Annotated in this window: 19 protein-coding genes and 1 riboswitch; of the genes, 8 read left to right on the top strand and 11 right to left on the bottom strand. The window is 37.9% G+C overall.

The genetic code is table 11. The annotated features are described in order from the left end of the window. Positions 1-35: 35 nt before the first annotated feature. Genes BMSHG_RS14950 through BMSHG_RS14960 form a run of 3 tightly spaced genes read right to left on the bottom strand, consistent with a single transcriptional unit; the run spans position 36 to position 1,752 of the window. On the bottom strand, positions 36-863 hold the full coding sequence (locus tag BMSHG_RS14950) for a YihY/virulence factor BrkB family protein (RefSeq protein ID WP_019155258.1): 828 nt from the start codon (positions 861-863) through the stop codon (positions 36-38). 23 nt (positions 864-886) lie between these two features. Continuing rightward, positions 887-1,225, bottom strand: coding sequence for a YtxH domain-containing protein (locus tag BMSHG_RS14955; protein WP_019155259.1), 339 nt, complete (start codon positions 1,223-1,225; stop codon positions 887-889). 53 nt (positions 1,226-1,278) lie between these two features. Beyond that, positions 1,279-1,752 carry a low molecular weight protein-tyrosine-phosphatase gene (locus BMSHG_RS14960; RefSeq protein ID WP_019155260.1) on the bottom strand — a complete coding sequence of 158 codons (474 nt, stop codon included), beginning with the start codon at positions 1,750-1,752 and terminating at the stop codon, positions 1,279-1,281. A 235-nt stretch (positions 1,753-1,987) separates the two neighbouring features. Here BMSHG_RS14960 and BMSHG_RS14965 point away from each other — a divergent pair, with 235 nt between their 5' ends. Continuing rightward, positions 1,988-2,212, top strand: a complete 225-nt coding sequence (locus BMSHG_RS14965; RefSeq protein ID WP_019155261.1) for a DUF1128 domain-containing protein — start codon at positions 1,988-1,990, stop codon at positions 2,210-2,212. A 63-nt stretch (positions 2,213-2,275) separates the two neighbouring features. On the opposite strand, the gene BMSHG_RS14970 is transcribed toward BMSHG_RS14965, so the two are convergent. Beyond that, a complete protein-coding gene (locus BMSHG_RS14970; protein WP_019155262.1) occupies positions 2,276-3,256 on the bottom strand; it encodes an HD-GYP domain-containing protein in 981 nt (326 codons plus the stop codon). A gap of 60 nt (positions 3,257-3,316) precedes the next feature. Further along, entirely contained in the window at positions 3,317-4,066 is a 750-nt protein-coding gene (gene map, locus BMSHG_RS14975; RefSeq protein WP_019155263.1) for a type I methionyl aminopeptidase, read from the bottom strand. A 263-nt stretch (positions 4,067-4,329) separates the two neighbouring features. On the opposite strand from map, the gene BMSHG_RS14980 reads away from it, so the two are divergent. Next, positions 4,330-4,653: a helix-turn-helix domain-containing protein gene (locus BMSHG_RS14980; protein WP_026073478.1), complete on the top strand. Its 324-nt coding sequence runs from the start codon at positions 4,330-4,332 to the stop codon at positions 4,651-4,653. Between the two features lie 187 nt (positions 4,654-4,840). Here the strand turns inward: BMSHG_RS14980 and BMSHG_RS27640 are convergent, their stop codons facing one another. The 5 genes from BMSHG_RS27640 to BMSHG_RS28830 form a co-directional block, all read right to left on the bottom strand. Beyond that, positions 4,841-4,975: an anti-repressor SinI family protein gene (locus BMSHG_RS27640; RefSeq protein ID WP_019155265.1), complete on the bottom strand. Its 135-nt coding sequence runs from the start codon at positions 4,973-4,975 to the stop codon at positions 4,841-4,843. A 27-nt stretch (positions 4,976-5,002) separates the two neighbouring features. Continuing rightward, positions 5,003-5,086, bottom strand: a riboswitch (cyclic di-GMP riboswitch). Between the two features lie 240 nt (positions 5,087-5,326). Next, on the bottom strand, positions 5,327-5,545 hold the full coding sequence (locus tag BMSHG_RS14990; protein ID WP_019155266.1) for a hypothetical protein: 219 nt from the start codon (positions 5,543-5,545) through the stop codon (positions 5,327-5,329). A gap of 483 nt (positions 5,546-6,028) precedes the next feature. Beyond that, entirely contained in the window at positions 6,029-6,787 is a 759-nt protein-coding gene (motB, locus tag BMSHG_RS15000; protein WP_026073479.1) for a flagellar motor protein MotB, read from the bottom strand. Beyond that, positions 6,780-7,574: a flagellar motor stator protein MotA gene (gene motA / locus BMSHG_RS15005; protein WP_019155269.1), complete on the bottom strand. Its 795-nt coding sequence runs from the start codon at positions 7,572-7,574 to the stop codon at positions 6,780-6,782. The genes motB and motA overlap by 8 nt, the downstream gene beginning before the upstream one ends. A gap of 266 nt (positions 7,575-7,840) precedes the next feature. Further along, complete coding sequence (locus BMSHG_RS28830; protein WP_019155270.1) at positions 7,841-7,984, bottom strand: hypothetical protein; 144 nt, start codon at positions 7,982-7,984, stop codon at positions 7,841-7,843. Positions 7,985-8,146: 162 nt separating this feature from the next. On the opposite strand from BMSHG_RS28830, the gene BMSHG_RS28725 reads away from it, so the two are divergent. Both BMSHG_RS28725 and BMSHG_RS15020 read left to right on the top strand, forming a co-directional pair. Next, positions 8,147-8,311: a hypothetical protein gene (locus BMSHG_RS28725; RefSeq protein ID WP_019155271.1), complete on the top strand. Its 165-nt coding sequence runs from the start codon at positions 8,147-8,149 to the stop codon at positions 8,309-8,311. 120 nt (positions 8,312-8,431) lie between these two features. Continuing rightward, positions 8,432-8,755 carry a YbjQ family protein gene (locus BMSHG_RS15020; protein WP_019155272.1) on the top strand — a complete coding sequence of 108 codons (324 nt, stop codon included), beginning with the start codon at positions 8,432-8,434 and terminating at the stop codon, positions 8,753-8,755. A gap of 26 nt (positions 8,756-8,781) precedes the next feature. On the opposite strand, the gene BMSHG_RS15025 is transcribed toward BMSHG_RS15020, so the two are convergent. Further along, on the bottom strand, positions 8,782-9,231 hold the full coding sequence (locus tag BMSHG_RS15025; RefSeq protein WP_019155273.1) for a GNAT family N-acetyltransferase: 450 nt from the start codon (positions 9,229-9,231) through the stop codon (positions 8,782-8,784). An 89-nt stretch (positions 9,232-9,320) separates the two neighbouring features. Between BMSHG_RS15025 and BMSHG_RS15030 the strand changes: the two genes are divergently transcribed. The 4 genes from BMSHG_RS15030 (at position 9,321) to BMSHG_RS15045 (ending at position 14,245) form a co-directional block, all read left to right on the top strand. Then, positions 9,321-11,408 carry a DNA topoisomerase III gene (locus BMSHG_RS15030; protein ID WP_019155274.1) on the top strand — a complete coding sequence of 696 codons (2,088 nt, stop codon included), beginning with the start codon at positions 9,321-9,323 and terminating at the stop codon, positions 11,406-11,408. 148 nt (positions 11,409-11,556) lie between these two features. After that, a complete protein-coding gene (locus BMSHG_RS15035; protein WP_026073480.1) occupies positions 11,557-12,276 on the top strand; it encodes a YebC/PmpR family DNA-binding transcriptional regulator in 720 nt (239 codons plus the stop codon). Between the two features lie 336 nt (positions 12,277-12,612). After that, positions 12,613-13,845 carry an aminopeptidase gene (locus BMSHG_RS15040; protein ID WP_019155276.1) on the top strand — a complete coding sequence of 411 codons (1,233 nt, stop codon included), beginning with the start codon at positions 12,613-12,615 and terminating at the stop codon, positions 13,843-13,845. Positions 13,846-13,972: 127 nt separating this feature from the next. Next, the gene (locus tag BMSHG_RS15045) at positions 13,973-14,245 is read left to right on the top strand and encodes an acylphosphatase (protein ID WP_019155277.1); all 273 of its coding nucleotides are present in this window, start codon (positions 13,973-13,975) and stop codon (positions 14,243-14,245) included. The last annotated feature ends 135 nt before the right edge of the window (positions 14,246-14,380 follow it).

The raw sequence follows: 14,380 nt of genomic DNA on the forward strand, positions 1-14,380 counted from the left end.
GCAAAGAACTGTCGAATCTTAGTCGACAGTTCTTTTTAACATGAATCATCTCTTAAAAATTGATTTAATGCGTTTATTTCTCCACCAAGAATGATAATAATGCCGGTTAAATAAAACCAAATCAATAACACGATAACGGCTCCGATACTGCCATACGTGGCAGAGTAGTTGCCGAAATTACTGACGTAGTAAGAGAATCCCCAGGACACCGCTAACCAACTTACGGTGGCAAAAACCGCTCCTGGGGTCGCATCAATACACTTAAACTTTTTATTTGGCGCAATCCAATAGAGAACCAAAAAGACGATGAAGATAATTAAAAAACTAAGAAGCCATCGTAATAAATGCCAAAAACTTAAGAAATGACTGGATAATCCAAGCTGCGTAAACAAAAACATTCCCAATTGCTTACCGAAGACTGGGAGTAATAATGCGATAATAAAAACAAAGATCATCGCAACTGTAAAAACGATGGCCATCCCTCTTGCTACAATAAAGGAACGGCTTTCTTTTACCTCATACGCTTTGTTTAGAGCCCGAATAATGGCATTAATTCCATTTGAAGCAGACCACATCGTGGCAATGATCCCGAAGGATAGAAGGGTCCGGCTTTGTTGACCCATTATTTCATTTAGATTTGTTTCAATCAGAGTCATCGTCTCGCCAGGTGCAAAATCACCAATAACGTTAAGCATTTCTTCCTGAGTAATTGGCAAATAGGGCAACAGTGTGACTAAAAAAATAAGAAGCGGAAATAACGATAAAAGAAAAAAATAAGCCAACTGAGCCGCTAAACCCATGACATCGTCTTCGCCAATTCTCTTCCATAATAACATTAGAGCTCTCATATTTAATAAGGCCATTACTCCACCCCTATTTTCCCTAGTTAAACCTCTTCCTCATCATGGTCATGTGTAAATGCTTCTTTCGTGTCTTGAACAATTCCCACGACAGTCGGTGTTACCTCTCTAATTTCTTCCACCTTTTCCGCAATAAAAGAGACGTCCTCACTTACTTGCTCCACCGTAGTACGCAATTGAGTCGTTGTATTTTTTAGTTTTTCTGCGACTTCACTCGGATGAGTAACAAAATGAGTGACGTTTTTGGCCCCTGATTTACAACTTTCCACAACAGAGTTTCTTGTTTCCCGATCAAGCAAACTAATCGCTCCGCCTGCTATTGCTCCAAGTAAAATCCCTTTCCAAAACTTATCTGTACTCCCCATTAGCATGTCCTTCCTTTCTGTTTCCATAAACAATGATTTTTTCATACCGCGCTTTACTTAACATCATGATTTTGTTTTATATGTTGTAATAGTTTTTCACAGCCTTGCTGCAATAAATCGAAGACTTCTTGGAAATTCCCAGTATAGTATGGGTCAGGAACGTTTTTGTCCTTCATATGTGGAACATAATCCAATAGCAATTCAATCTTTGCTGTTGGAAATGCTGATTTCCATTTTTCAATATTTCTCTTATTATCACTATCCATCGCAATAATATAATCAAAATCCTCAAGATCTTTTGATTCGACTTGCCTTGCTTTAATTCCTTCAAAATCTATGCGATTGCTCTTTAAGATCGTTCTTGTTCCTTCATGGGGTGGTTGTCCAATATGCCAATCACCAGTGCCTGCTGAGTCAACCACAATATTTCCTTCAAGTCCTTCCCTCTTTACCACATCTCGAAACATCGCCTCTGCCATCGGTGAGCGGCAAATATTTCCGAGACATACAAACAACACTTTTACCATATGTAACATCCCTCCAATTACCATTCTCTTCGATTTCCCTACAAAGATGCAACTGTTTGATGAGATTTCCTGATAATCTCTCATTAAATTCATGGAACAGCCTGTCATTAAACAAGGAAAGATGTTACTATTCACTAAAGGAAGTTAAAGAATGATTCATGAATGGGACAAAACCATAGAGAATACTAAATAGTAGAGGTATCACAAATACCATCATAGGAAAGGTGGAAAATGAATGAATTTATCAACAGCATCGGTAGAAAATGTGGAGTATATGATTGAGAAAATTAAAGAAAAGCTTAAAGTGTTGAATCTTGGAGCAATTAAACCCTCACATTTTGATGAAAATATGTACGAAGAGTTAAAAGAAATCTATGAACTAGTCATGAAAAAGAACTCCTTCAGCCCAAATGAAATGCAAGCTCTTGCTGAAGAACTTGGCAATCTGAGAAAACAATAGCTACATAAAGAGGGCGTTCCATAGCAAATCCTTTGGAACGCCCTTTCTTATATGTCTAAATCCTTACGAATCCAAAACTTCCGTAATCAACAATGTGTGATGGTCGCCTAAAGAAATTTCCTCTTCCGTATCTAAATAGCGTACGAACGGTCTTTGTATGTTTCCGACTATCTTCGTTACAATCACATCGCGGCCATTATTGAGTCTGACCTTTGTTCCTGGAATATAGCTTGGCACTTGTTGTACGAAAAGACTAATGAGAGCAGGTGGAAAAAGAGTACCACTCTTCGTCATAATATATTCCAATGCCTGATGCGGTGCTAGTCCGTCCTTTGATAGGGCGTTGTCGTAAACATTGGCAATTGCACAAATTTGCGCAAATTCATGGATTTCCTTTTCTACTAATCCTCTTGGCTCACCGCTTCCATCGATTGCCTCATGATGCTGATAGGCAACATGTGCGGATAAAAGACTAACCTCTCTTATTTTTCGCAAAAATTCAAAACCACTTCTAGCATGGTGTTCAGATTCTTGCCCAAACACTTTTCCAATATCATGAAGAAGACAACCTAACGCTAAGTCGTTTAATGATTTTTGAGAGACCCCTAGTTTTTTGGCTAATTGAAGTGCGAGCAGAGAGACATTGATAGAATGGGCATACTCCCTTAATTCTTCTGCTAAAGAAGATGTGGGGATAAGAAAAAGCGCTTTTCTTTTTGCCACCTCTTGCACAAGGAGGACAACTTGCTTTTGCAAATCACGAATGGGAAGTTCTTTTTTCTCTGTGACGGCCTCAAAAACATTTTTCAATACCTCAATTGCTTCCATCCACGTTGGGACATCGACCATTTCATCCATCGTGATTCCATAGGAAGTTGCATCCTCAATAAATAGATAGCGTATATCTAGTGCCACTAATCTCTCTAAATAAGCAGGATGTATCGTTCTCCCTGCACCTAGCAATATACGTCTATGTTTATCAAAAATTGGCCTCGCAAGCTGCATTAGTTTTGGGTTATATTCATCAATACTAATAAGTCTCATGCGCTTCTCCCTCGTCAAACCCATTTTAGAAAAGTTTAATCTTGGAAATGAATTTTGTCTTTATTCTTGGTCCGTTAAAATAACAGGCCCGTTCTTCGTAATCGCAATTGTATGCTCATATTGAGCAGAGTATTTTCCATCGATCGTACGGGCGGTCCAGCCGTTGGCATCCATCTTCATTTCATACTGACCCATGTTAACCATTGGCTCAATTGTAAAGACCATTCCTTCTTTTATTCTCGGTCCTTTTCCAGGAAGACCGAAATGTGGAACATCAGGCTTTTCATGGATAACTGAACCGATTCCATGTCCGATAAAATCACGAACTACAGAAAATCCTTCTCCCTCCACATACGTTTGGATCGCATGACCGATATCACCAATGCGGTTTCCAATTTGAGCCTGTTCGATTCCTTTATAAAGGGCTTCTTTCGTTACATGTAATAACTTTTCCGTACGCTCCGATACTTCACCGACTGCATATGTCCAAGCTGAGTCTGCTAAAGCCCCATTTAAATTTACAACCATATCAATTGTTACAATATCCCCAGTTTTTAATGGTTCCTTTCTTGGAAAGCCATGACAAATTTCATCATTAATACTCGCACATGTAGCAAACTCATAGCCTTTATAGCCCTTTTGTTCCGCAGTCGCCCCATGTTTTTGTAAAAAAGAATCAACAAATTCTTCTATTTCCCAAGTCGTAATTCCTGGTTGAATCATTTTGGCAATTTCTTTATGAACAGAAGCCAGCACCTCACCAGCTTTCTTCATCATCTCAATTTCTCTTTGTGATTTTAAAACAATCATCGCTAGATCCTCCTTTATACAAGTACAAAGTACCTTTCACCATTGTAATACTTTTCAAGTGACAATCAAAATGTTTTAATTTTCGAAATGTGTCAAATTATGCATTGTCATGAATGAATTAATATTCTACTATGTAGATAAATATTATTTAATAACTATGAAAAGCTTAAAAATTCAAAAGAACTTTTTGTTCTAAATATGGAACTGTTTTTCAATCTTTGATATTATTAAAGTATACATTTTGATAGGATGTGTGATTTTTGATGATTGGTGATCGTGTTAAAAAACTCAGACTTGAAAAGAAGATGTCGCTTTCAGAGCTTGCTGAACAAGCTGGAGTGGCAAAATCTTATTTAAGTTCATTAGAAAGAAATCTACAAAATAACCCGTCCATTCAATTTCTCGAGAAAATTGCTGGCGTTCTCCATGTTCCAGTAGATTACTTAATCCATGAACACTTAAATGATGAAGATCTTGATTCAGAATGGATTAAGATTGTAAAAGAAGCTATGGACTCCGGTATTACAAAAGAACAATTTAGAGAATATCTTGAGTTTAATAAATGGAGAGCCAATCAAGACAAATAAGTATGATGGAAGCAAAGGCGGAGTGACACTAACACAAGCAAAACCTGTTCTTTAAAAGAACAGGTTTTTTATTCGTGTACCTTATATATTAGGTTTCATTGAGCGGTGATGGTTTCAAAAGTAGATCCAAAATGAAGTCAGAAAAGATGTTCCGTAGTGATATATATTTGTTGAGCTGCTTGAAACATTATTGCTTGACGGTTTTGTTAGCAAGAAATTCGCGAACTTCCTCCTTTTCAATTCCGAGTTTTTTTGCCTCTTTAATTAGTTCCAACCATTCCATATCCAATCCTTCAATTCTTCCTTTCATTTCTATCACCATTTTTTCCCCCTAAAATCCAGCACGAATTTCAGCAGTCCAGCCGTCATAGTTCCCTACCTTAGACCTGAGACTTTGCGCCCCCATCTTTCAACAGGTTTGCCTTTTTCTTGCGTCCTTTATTTTTTACTCTAAAAGTTATCCCACTTATAGTCTACTTCGTTTTAATCAATAAAAGTGTAACTATTTGTCAGCCGTTAGAATATTTCGAAATTTATTTTTTAACAATTTTCGTCAACTAGCTACAGGAATAAATCATCAAATAAGCAAATGGCATTACGGCGTTGACATCAATGTCAATTCGTGTCGAAATTTATTTCTCTAAAAAACAGTAGTATAGTCATCTATCAAAATCTATCTAGTAATACCGTTTTCATTTTCCTCTTTACCTTTAAAGCTAAGAGAAGTCGAACCAGACAGCGTTTTTATGTATAATTGCTCAAATGTCACGGCATCGAAAAATGGTTGTGCCGTTAAATCATGCCCGCATACAGGACATAACCACTCTCCATACTCGCTGCTACTAAAAGAAGGTTTATTACATTTATCACAATTCTTCCGGTACAATCGCATCACCCTCTCACCTGTTCTTTTAGAATTACTAATTGTTCTTAATTAAGAATATAGTATCATTTTATTCCTTTTATAAAGATTTTGAAATATGGAAATTTTGTCATTTTTTCGTTTTAACGAACGTTTTTCTCTTTATTTCGTCCACATCCTTCAAATCTCTTACTTTTTTCATTTTATTTCTACTATTAATCAAATATGCCCCTGAGTAAAAATTGTTTGAATTTAGGTCTAATGATGTATAGAAATATTGTCTGAATTATCTAAATAATAATATAATAACAGTAATAAACTTAAAAAACATAAGAAAGGTGGTGTTTAAATGACATTTTTTCATATCCTAAATTTCGTTATCCCTATCGCTTCCATGATTGGACTCGGTTTCTTACTTGACCGAATGTGTAAGCCTGATAAAGAAGCAAAAAAAGTTCCGACTGAATAATATAAAAAAAGTAGCACAAACCATTTTGGTCTGTACTACTTTTTTCATTCAGAAGTTATCGGCAATATTAGGACTTCAACACGACGATTCTTTGCTCTTCCCTCACTTGTTGCATTGCTTGCTACAGGTTGGAATTCACCAAACCCTTTCGCACTGAACCATGCCGGATCCAGTTTATCGTTTTTCAGCACAATTTTCATAAAGCTAATCGCTCGCATCACACTTAACTCCCAGTTCGATTCAAAACGAGGATTGCTTATTGGCACATTATCTGTATGGCCACTAATAATAATATTCCGCGGTGGACTCATAACAAGAAGTTCGGATATCTCATCAGCCGTATGCACATCTTCCGGTCTAACGTCCGCACTACCAGATGCGAATAAGACATTATCACGGATCGTTAACAGCAGTCCTTCATCTGTTAATGAGGTGTCGAGCTTATCTGTTAGCTTATTTTCAGCAATATAGGCGTTTACCTTTTTTTGAATGTTCTCTAATTCCAATTTTTCAATTCTTTCAGCCTTTTCCTTGTCTTCACTATCTTCTTGTCCTTCGATATCATCAATGGCCTGAGCCTCATCTTCAGGCATTGGACTTGGGTAATCCAAGATACCAGTACCACCAGAAAGTGCTTGATTAAAAGCTTGCGACATTTTTTCTAGCTTTTGCGCATCTATCGTACTCATTGAAAATAACACGATAAACAATGCCAATAGTAATGTTAAAATATCTGCATATGGGATCAGCCACGATTCGTCTATATGTTCTTCGTGCTGTTCCTTTTTTCTTCGTTTACTCACCCTTCTTCTCACCGCTTTCCTCTTGGAAATTCTTCCTTTCACTAGCTGGTAAGTATGAAGCTAATTTCTGTTCAATCACTCTTGGAGCTTCTCCTTCTAAGATAGAAAGTACACCTTCAATCATCATGTACTTTAATTTTGCTTCTACCTTAGATTTTCTTTTCAGTTTATTGGCAAAAGGATGCCATAATGCGTAACCAGTGAAAATTCCGAGTAAGGTTGCGACAAAGGCAGCGCTAATGGCATGACCAAGTGCATCAATATCACTCATATCTTGTAGTGCAGCAATTAATCCGACAACGGCACCTAGTACTCCAAGCGTCGGTGCATATGTTCCTGCTTGACTAAAAATAAGTGCGCCCTGATGATGTCTTTCCTCCATCGCTTCTATTTCTTCTGTCAGAACATCGCGAATGTAATCCGCACTTTGCCCATCAACTGCTAAAGAAAGACCATTTTTTAAAAATTCATCGTCAATTTCAGACGTTTTTGCTTCTAATGCAAGGAGTCCTTCTTTACGAGCTAATTGCGCCCAATCGGAAAACATCCCAATCAAATCAGTTGGGTTCATTAGTTTTCTCTCTTTAAAAATTATCCCAAATAGTTTCGGAACCTTTTTTATTTCAGAGGTCGGAAAGGCAATGGTCACCGTACCGATCGTTCCTAAAATAATAATTAAGATGGCAGCAGGGTTTACCAAAACCCCTACTCCTACTCCTTTTAAGACCATTCCTACTCCAACACCAAGTACTGCTACGATTAAGCCTATTATCGACGTTTTATCCATTTTTGTTCCACCTATCCCTTATGCGACTATTTGACTATGCCTATGATTTCAATGTTTTCTAGTTTTAAATGATCGTTTCAATCCTATTACTTATTTCGACAAGAACTACGATATTTTTAGTTTTCCTGATGATTTTTCAAAATTATCTTCTCGGTTTTACGATGTTTTAGCGAAAAAAACCAAATAAAAATAGATAAAGAAAAGGCATAATAAATGATCGTGCCTTTCCTTTATCTAAATCGTTTTGTAATAAATAATGGTTGGTTCTAATTCCCCATTTGCCGATTGGACAAAATATGGAATTTTTCCCGCCTGAATATACCTGAAGCTCCCTCATCTACAACCTTTATGAGAAGTTCTGAAAGCTCTTCAATAGCTTCATCAATGGAGGTTAATTGTTCGATTATCATACTCTCACCCTATATTCGTTTATTTTACACTTAAGTTACCAATAAGGATGAAGGATGCGCAATCAAATTGTTAGCAAATCTGACAGTAATCATTGCTTCGATACGACTGAATTTCACCTTAAAAAAAGGGCAATATATGAAAAACAGAAAGGAGTGTGGAAAATGTCAAGAGGGAAGGAATTCAATCATAAACGAAAAGGCCACCCAGGAAAATTCCCTGAAAATACACAAGTCGAGCGCAAATCGAAGGACGCCATTGGAGATGAAGAGTTTATCGTTGTTCAAGAAGCATTCAAAAATCGTCTGGAGCAGGAAGATGTGGAGTGAAATAGCCTTAAAAGAAACATTCTTATAAAACGAAACCTCCTAATTTTCAAAACGTATTAATTATCGTTATAACAATTGGAAAGTGCTTGCCCTATAGGCCGCACAGAGGAGGAAACAGGAATGTTAGTATCGACTACACCGACATTGCAAGGGAAAGAAATTGAGCGTTACTTAGGAATTGTCACTGGAGAAGCAATAATGGGCGCAAACGTCGTTCGTGATTTTTTAGCAGGAATCACCGACGTAATTGGCGGGCGCAGCAGTGCATATGAAGATAAACTGTCCCAAGGTCGTGAAATAGCCATTCGTGAAATGGAAGACCAAGCTCGCAGATTAGGAGCAAATGCAGTCGTTGGTGTTGACCTTGATTTCGAAACTTTACGAGATGGAATGATGATGTGTGTTGCTACCGGAACAGCCGTGTTCATCAAGGATCAATATTAATTTTTTAAAAGCTCTCAAGACAAAGCTTATCTTGAGAGCTTTTTCTTGAAATTGGTTACGGCAATCTCCCCGTACACGTTCTCATCGATTTTATCAAACCCTAACCTTTTATAGAGCTCTATCGCAGGCAGGTTCTTCGCACCAGTTGAGACAATCATGAAAGCTGCGTCTCCATGCTTTCGTTCTACATCATCCACCAAGCTCTTTGCAATGCCCCTTCGAAAATATTCAGGATGGACCATGACCCGATGAAGATCAATCACCCCTTTCGTTATCTTATAGGATAAGACCCCTACTAATTTTTCCTCTATAAAATAACCCATAAATACCTCATCACTACTTACCAATTGCTCTAGCGTTTCCTGTAAGGGGGGAATCTCATAAGACCCGATAAGCTCTGCTTCGATTTGATAAGATTGCTTTTGTAACTCGAGAACGATTTCACCATATTTTTTAATAGCAAATTCTGTAATCATCTACTACCTCCCGTTTCTACCTCATTACCAATCTCCTCTATAATCCGTTATACTAAGAAGGAATATAAAAAGGAAATATAGGTGAACAAATGAAATCTTTAGTACTTGCCGAAAAACCAAGTGTTGCTCGTGAAATTGCCCGCGTCCTTGGGTGTAAACAAATTCATAAAAGTTATATCGAAGGAAATCAATATATTGTCACTTGGGCACTTGGGCATCTCATTGAATTAAAAATGCCAGAGCACTATGATAAAAAATTTCAAAATTGGAATCTTGAAGATCTTCCAATTATCCCGGAGCAGATGGGCACAAAGGTCATGAAACAAACGAGCCATCAATTCAAAGCGATTGAACATTTATCAAAACGTAAAGATATTAAGGATTGTATCATTGCTACAGACGCTGGTCGAGAAGGTGAACTAGTTGCTCGCTGGATTTTAGACAAAGTACGTTGGAAAAAACCAATAAAACGTTTATGGATCTCTTCACATACAGACCGTTCCATTAAGGAAGGGTTCCAAAAACTAAAGCCAGGAAATGACTTTGTTACCCTCTATGAATCTGCCGTATGCCGAGCAGAAGCAGACTGGCTCATCGGCCTTAATGTCACACGTGCACTGACGACGAAATTTCAGGAACCTCTTTCTGCTGGAAGGGTGCAAACGCCTACCCTCTCCCTTATTTTAGATAGAGAGAAAACAATCCAAAGCTTCGTACCGAAGGAATATTGGACGATTGAAGCACAAATCGGTCCTTTGAAAACAAGCTGGGAGGTCAATGGAGAAAAAAGAATCTTTTCTCAGGAAAAGGCCCAGAAGATAGTGGAAAAAATAAAATCTCAAAAAGGGATTGTACAATCACTTGAGCGTAAGGAAAAAAGCGAACAACAACCACTTCCATATGACTTAACTGAACTCCAAAGAGATGCCAATAATCGTTTTGGCTTTTCTGCTAAAAAAACATTATCAGTTTTGCAAAAGCTCTATGAGCAATATAAACTCGTGACCTATCCAAGGACGGACTCCCGTTACTTAACTAGGGATATGGAAGGAACGATGCTTGATCGTTTACACGGGTTAGCATCTAGCTACCGCGATGAAGTTAAACCACTTATTGCAAGTAAAGGGAAGGTCGCAGCAAAACGAGTATTTAATAATGAAAAAGTGACAGACCATCATGCGATTATTCCAACAGAGGAACGCTCTCATTTAAGTGATCTCTCTAATGATGAACGAAAGTTATACGACATGATCGTAAGGAGATTTCTCGCTTTATTCCATCAGCCATATAAGTACGAAGGAATTAAAGCACTTATTGAAGTAAGGGGAGAAATTTTCACCGTAAATGAAACAGTCGTTATCGACCCAGGATTTAAGAAAATGACCCAAAAAGAAACTACCGTTGATGGGAAAATGCTTGGCAAGATTGCAAAAGGGCAAAACTTTACCGTTCAAAGTGTGAATCTAGAGAAAAAACTAACAGAACCTCCAGCAAGATATTCTGAAGCAGATGTTCTTATGCAAATGGAAAAGCATGGTCTCGGAACTCCTGCTACTCGTGCCGAAATTATCGAACGACTGATCCAAACGGAAGTAGTCGATAGAAAAAATGGCCGTTTCTTCACGACAGCTAAAGGAAAACAATTAATTGATATTGTAAACGTAGAACTGAAATCTCCTGAACTAACCGCAAAATGGGAAAAGGAGCTTGAAGCCATCTCTCGTGGTAAAAGTGACCCTAAAGTATTCAAGCAAAACATTCGTAAACAAACCGAGGAGCTCATTTCAGAAATTAAAAAGAGCAACCAACAGTATAAGGCTCATAATCTAACTGGCTCAAAATGTCCGGAGTGTGGATCATTCCTTAAGGAAAGAACGACGAAGGAAGGCAAGATGCTCGTCTGCTCGAGCCTTGATTGTCGCTATCGCAAAAGAAAAGATCCGAAGCTCTCCAACCGCCGCTGCCCTACTTGCCATAAGAAAATGGAGATGCATGAAGGAAAAGCGGGTCTTTACTTCCAATGCCGACCATGTAATGTCGTAGAAAAGGCAGAAGGAAAGAAAAAAGCCGTTACAAAACGTGAAGAACGAAAATTAGTGCAAAAATATTCACAACAAGATGATTTTGGAACAAGCTTAGGTGACCTATTAAAAGCTGCGATGGAGAAAAAGGATTAAACTCCAGTTTCACCTCTCACTTGCTAAACTTGAAAAAGGGCTCCGCTCGGTTATCGACTGATTGAGCAATTGTTTGGTATAATATGATTTGTGAAAATATCATTTCTTATTATTTATCTTAAATAGAGTTGAAAGTGAGTGTTCAATGATGGGCCGTAAATGGAATAATATTAAGGACAAAAAGGCGGCAAAAGACGCCAATACGAGTCGCATATATGCTAAATTCGGTCGGGAAATCTACGTTGCCGCTAAGCAAGGTGAACCAGATCCGGAAGCAAACCAAACGTTAAGATTCGTTTTAGAGCGTGCGAAGACATACAATGTACCAAGACATATTATTGATAAAGCCATTGAAAAAGCTAAAGGTGGTACAGACGAGAACTATGATGAGCTTCGTTATGAAGGCTTTGGTCCAAATGGCTCAATGGTCATTGTCGATGCCTTAACGAATAATGTAAACCGTACTGCTTCTGAAGTTCGTGCTGCATTCGGGAAAAATGGTGGAAATATGGGCGTCAGTGGTTCCGTATCCTATATGTTTGATAAAACTGCGGTTATTGGGATTGAAGGAAAAACAGCTGATGAAGTATTAGAGCTTTTAATGGAAGCAGATATTGACGTTCGTGATATTCTTGAAGAAGAAGACGCTGTCATTGTTTACGCAGAACCAGATCAATTCCATGTTGTGCAAGAAGCGTTCAAAACAGCCGGCGTAACAGAATTTACAGTAGCAGAATTAACGATGCTTGCTCAAAACGATGTCACTCTTCCAGATGATGCAGGGGCACAATTTGAAAAAATGATTGATGCGTTAGAGGATTTAGAAGACGTCCAACAAGTGTATCATAATGTAGATTTGGGAGAATAAGAAGCCCTATTATAAGAAAAGAACCGGCCCTTTTGCCGGTTCTTTTCTTATCGCTGTTTTCGTAATGAATGTGGATTTTTTCGTAAATGAGGTTTTAGAACACACATTATTTTTGCACTTGATACTAATTAAACGAGTAAAAATAGAGCTTTATTCTCTAAATAGCAACGATGTTTGCGAAAGAGCCTTCCCTCTAAATTTTGATTTAGACTGAATTGTTTATTTTTTCCGTAATAAACGGTATTATAGAAATAATTGAGTCGATTACATAATGTACAATGGAAAACCGTACATGTAGAATTTGATTACATTAAATAACAAAGGAGATTTAATCTAATGGGTAATTTCCAGAAGAATTTAGAGAAATATGCTGAGCTGACGGTTAAGGTCGGTGTCAATATTCAAAAAGGTCAAACATTAGTCATCAACACCGCACTTGATTCCGCTGAATTTGTTCGTCTCGTTGTGAAAAAAGCATATGAGGCCGGTGCTTATAATGTTGTTGTCAACTGGAGCGATGATGTCGTTTCTCGCACAAAGTATGACCTTGCACCAGATGAATCGTTCCATGAATATCCTGAATTTCGTGCCAAGGAAATTGTTGATTTAGCAGAAAATGGAGCTGCCTTTATTTCTGTTTTTTCATCAAGTCCTGACTTACTTAAAGGCGTAAATCCTGAACGAATTTCTAATTTCCAAAAAGCAGCTGGACAGGCTCTATCTACATATCGTAAATTTATTCAATCAGACAAAGTAAGCTGGACCGTTGTGGCAGCCCCTTCTCAAAAATGGGCCGAGAAAGTATTCCCGAATGAAACTCCAGAAGTAAGTGTTCAAAAACTATGGGATGCCATTTTTAAGGCAACTCGTGCCGATTTAGATAATCCGGTAGAAGCTTGGAAAAAGCATGATGAAACCCTTCATGAAAAGGTTAACTACTTAAATTCGAAACGATATAAAAAACTTCACTATAAAGCACCTGGAACAGATTTAACAATTGAACTTCCAAACAATCATCTTTGGGTAGGAGCAGGTAGCGTCAATGAAAAAGGGCATGAATTTATGGCAAATATGCCAACTGAAGAAGTGTTTACCGTTCCTTACAAAACAGGCGTTAACGGTACAGTAGCTAGCACAAAACCATTAAGTTACGGCGGAAACTTAATTGATCAATTCTCCGTAACATTTGAAAATGGGCGCATTGTAGATGTTAAGGCCAAAGAAGGAGAAGAAATCTTGAAGCGTCTTGTGGAAACAGATGAAGGCTCTCATTATTTAGGGGAGGTTGCTCTCGTACCACATAATTCTCCAATTTCACAGTCTAATATTTTATTCTATAACACCCTTTTTGATGAGAATGCCTCTAATCACCTTGCAATCGGAAGTGCCTATGCATTTTGTATTGAAGGTGGAAAGAAAATGTCGAGTGAAGAGCTTGCTGAAAACGGCTTAAACGAAAGTATCACACATGTTGATTTCATGATCGGCTCTGCTGACATGGATATCGATGGGATTACCGAAGATGGCTCAGAAGAACCTGTCTTCCGTAAGGGCGATTGGGCATTTTAATTAGGAACTTCAGACGATACGTTTTTGTATCGTCTTTTTCATTTAGTCCCTGTTTGAATATTGCATTGTTGTTAAGTTTGTGGGACGATATGAAGTAGTAGAGATAGAAAAAAGGGGGGAAATCCGGTTGGTCCACTATCATATTACCGTACACGGAAGAGTTCAAGGTGTTGGATATCGTTATTTTACCCAAATGAAAGCCTCTCAGTTTGGGATCACAGGATGGGTAAAGAATCTTTCAGAAGGTGGCGTCGAGATTGTCGCTGTTGGGGAAAAAGAAAATCTCGAACAGTTCATGGAGAGCTTACAAGTAGGAAATCCATTTTCTAAAGTGACAGATATCAATTTTACAGAAATAGAGAATACAGAACCCTTTCATTCTTTTAAAATCAAATATTGAAAGCTCTTCCAACATAAATCTATCGTTGAAAGAGCTTTTTTTAATTGGCTGTTTTCGTACGAATTGTAGGTATGAGAATGGTCCTAATGCCGACCTTTCCAATTTATACGACAGTAGCTCTTTTCACTGTTGTTA

This window comes from Robertmurraya massiliosenegalensis JC6, from assembly GCF_000311725.1.
Taxonomy (GTDB): Bacteria; Bacillota; Bacilli; order Bacillales; family Cytobacillaceae; genus Robertmurraya; species Robertmurraya massiliosenegalensis.

Excerpts from the sequence above, each read along its gene's own strand:
- BMSHG_RS14990 (WP_019155266.1), bottom strand. The coding sequence starts at position 5,545 with ATGCGATTGTACCGGAAGAATTGTGATAAATGTAATAAACCTTCTTTT.
- motA (WP_019155269.1), bottom strand. The coding sequence starts at position 7,574 with ATGGATAAAACGTCGATAATAGGCTTAATCGTAGCAGTACTTGGTGTT.
- BMSHG_RS14955 (WP_019155259.1), bottom strand. The coding sequence starts at position 1,225 with ATGGGGAGTACAGATAAGTTTTGGAAAGGGATTTTACTTGGAGCAATA.
- BMSHG_RS28830 (WP_019155270.1), bottom strand. The coding sequence starts at position 7,984 with ATGATAATCGAACAATTAACCTCCATTGATGAAGCTATTGAAGAGCTT.
- BMSHG_RS15035 (WP_026073480.1), top strand. The coding sequence starts at position 11,557 with ATGGGCCGTAAATGGAATAATATTAAGGACAAAAAGGCGGCAAAAGAC.
- BMSHG_RS15030 (WP_019155274.1), top strand. The coding sequence starts at position 9,321 with ATGAAATCTTTAGTACTTGCCGAAAAACCAAGTGTTGCTCGTGAAATT.
- BMSHG_RS14965 (WP_019155261.1), top strand. The coding sequence starts at position 1,988 with ATGAATTTATCAACAGCATCGGTAGAAAATGTGGAGTATATGATTGAG.
- BMSHG_RS15040 (WP_019155276.1), top strand. The coding sequence starts at position 12,613 with ATGGGTAATTTCCAGAAGAATTTAGAGAAATATGCTGAGCTGACGGTT.
- BMSHG_RS28725 (WP_019155271.1), top strand. The coding sequence starts at position 8,147 with ATGTCAAGAGGGAAGGAATTCAATCATAAACGAAAAGGCCACCCAGGA.
- BMSHG_RS15020 (WP_019155272.1), top strand. The coding sequence starts at position 8,432 with ATGTTAGTATCGACTACACCGACATTGCAAGGGAAAGAAATTGAGCGT.
- BMSHG_RS14950 (WP_019155258.1), bottom strand. The coding sequence starts at position 863 with ATGGCCTTATTAAATATGAGAGCTCTAATGTTATTATGGAAGAGAATT.
- BMSHG_RS15025 (WP_019155273.1), bottom strand. The coding sequence starts at position 9,231 with ATGATTACAGAATTTGCTATTAAAAAATATGGTGAAATCGTTCTCGAG.
- BMSHG_RS14960 (WP_019155260.1), bottom strand. The coding sequence starts at position 1,752 with ATGGTAAAAGTGTTGTTTGTATGTCTCGGAAATATTTGCCGCTCACCG.
- map (WP_019155263.1), bottom strand. The coding sequence starts at position 4,066 with ATGATTGTTTTAAAATCACAAAGAGAAATTGAGATGATGAAGAAAGCT.
- BMSHG_RS14970 (WP_019155262.1), bottom strand. The coding sequence starts at position 3,256 with ATGAGACTTATTAGTATTGATGAATATAACCCAAAACTAATGCAGCTT.
- BMSHG_RS14980 (WP_026073478.1), top strand. The coding sequence starts at position 4,330 with ATGATTGGTGATCGTGTTAAAAAACTCAGACTTGAAAAGAAGATGTCG.
- BMSHG_RS27640 (WP_019155265.1), bottom strand. The coding sequence starts at position 4,975 with ATGGTGATAGAAATGAAAGGAAGAATTGAAGGATTGGATATGGAATGG.